The 1735-nt window shown below is 38.8% G+C and carries 1 protein-coding gene; it reads left to right on the top strand.

The window, feature by feature from the left end:
• Nucleotides 1–65 precede the first annotated feature (65 nt).
• Nucleotides 66–1106 (top strand): glutathione synthetase, encoded by a 1041-nt coding sequence (locus ACEW8O_RS04355; protein ID WP_373493401.1) that lies wholly within the window; start codon nt 66–68, stop codon nt 1104–1106.
• Nucleotides 1107–1735 lie beyond the last annotated feature (629 nt).

Genomic DNA, 1735 nt, shown 5'->3' with positions numbered 1-1735 from the left:
TTAGAAGAATAAAAAATGGAATACAGTTAAAGGATCTTGTCAACTAACACTAAAACCAAAAGCACATGAAAATAGCATTTATTATCAATGACATCAAAACAGAAAAAGCGAATTTTACTACAATCTATCTGGCGTTGACTGCACACAAAAGAGGGCATAAAGTTTATATATTGGGAGTTGGCGACCTCGGCTATTCTTCTGATGGACACATGATTGCCCAGGCAAAAACCGTGGGTGATCAAATTTTTAAATCAAAAGAAACATATTTTAAGGCCATTTCGAATTCCAAGCCTACCAGTATAAGTTCAAGTGATCTTGATGTCCTCTTTTTGCGCAATGATCCTTCAGAAGACATCAATAGCCGGAACTGGGCCCAAAATGCCCCTTACATCTTTGGACAGATAGCGATGCGGGCTGGGGTAATCGTGCTGAATCACCCTGCAAGTCTTTCCAATGCCATCAACAAGATGTATTTCCAACATTTCCCTGAGATCCTTCGGCCCAAAACCATCATCACCCGTGACCAAAAAGAAATAGAGGAGTTTTTTGAGGATCAAAAACAGAAGATCATCCTGAAACCACTTCAGGGTTCAGGAGGAAAAAATGTATTTATAGTCGATAAAAATTCAAAGGGGAACCTTAACCAAATTATTGAGGCCATATCCACAGATGGGTTTATCATTGCCCAGGAATATTTGCCAAAAGCCACAGATGGAGACACCAGGTTCTTTATCATGAATGGCCTGCCGCTTCAGGTCAAGGGAAAATATGCTGCCATGAAAAGGGTGAATAAGGAAGGGGATATCCGAAGCAATATACACGCTGGTGGGAAGGGAGTCAAAGCCGATGTAGATCAGGAAATGCTGGATCTTGTCCAGATCCTGAAGCCAAAGCTTGTGCAGGACGGAATGTTTCTTGTCGGAGTAGATATCGTGGGAGATAAGCTCATGGAGATAAATGTGTTCAGTCCCGGAGCTTTGAATATGATCTCAACCATGTACGAAATTGATTTTGGGCAGGAGGTAATCAAATCCATTGAAAACAAGGTCCTTTACAAAAAAACATATGGTCAGTATGTGGATAATATTACTTTGGCGACTTTGTAGGATTAGCCACAGAACAATCCATCCTCAAGGATGCAGGATTTAAGTAGTTTACCTTTCTCTCTTGAATTTAAATTATAGTACATAGTACAAAAAGATTGCATAAGAGATGAGTAAAAACAAGACAAAAGCAGCCTCCAATTCATTTGTTTATGGGCTGAAGTTGTATTAGAAAAACCGAATCTGGCCTTAGGCCTTATTCACCGGAGTTTGAAGGCATATAAACCGCAGGTGAGACATTTGATGAAGTGAAGGAAAATATTATTGAGGTAATTCAATTCAGGTTCGAATATCTGGAAGAGATCGGTAAGACATCAGAGGCGGCACAGCTCAGGAATGCAAAGATCGATTACTTTCTTGATAGACTTTCCTATTGCCAAGCGAAAGGAAGAATTTGAATTATTCAGGAAATGTGGGCTTTGGATTTTTTTTATAAAGGGGGAAAATAAAAAATTACAATTAACCATTTGGAAAATGGAAGACGTTTTGGCTAAAGCTTGACCTGAATTTACCAAAATTGCAGTAAACTGTATTGGATAAAATTTGGTCGCTATGTACGGAGAATTTGGAGAAAATGGGCTAACAAATATAAATCAACTTTGTCGCAAAAATCTACTAAATTTGCGACAAAT

It is taken from the genome of Aquiflexum sp. (assembly GCF_041749095.1).
Lineage (GTDB): Bacteria > Bacteroidota > Bacteroidia > Cytophagales > Cyclobacteriaceae > Aquiflexum.
The sequence above is the reverse complement of the archived record's forward strand: the minus strand, read 5'-3'. Positions and strand labels throughout refer to the sequence as shown.

What these genes read in the sequence shown, in the direction of transcription:
- ACEW8O_RS04355 (WP_373493401.1), top strand. Translation starts at nt 66, where the DNA reads ATGAAAATAGCATTTATTATCAATGACATCAAAACAGAAAAAGCGAAT.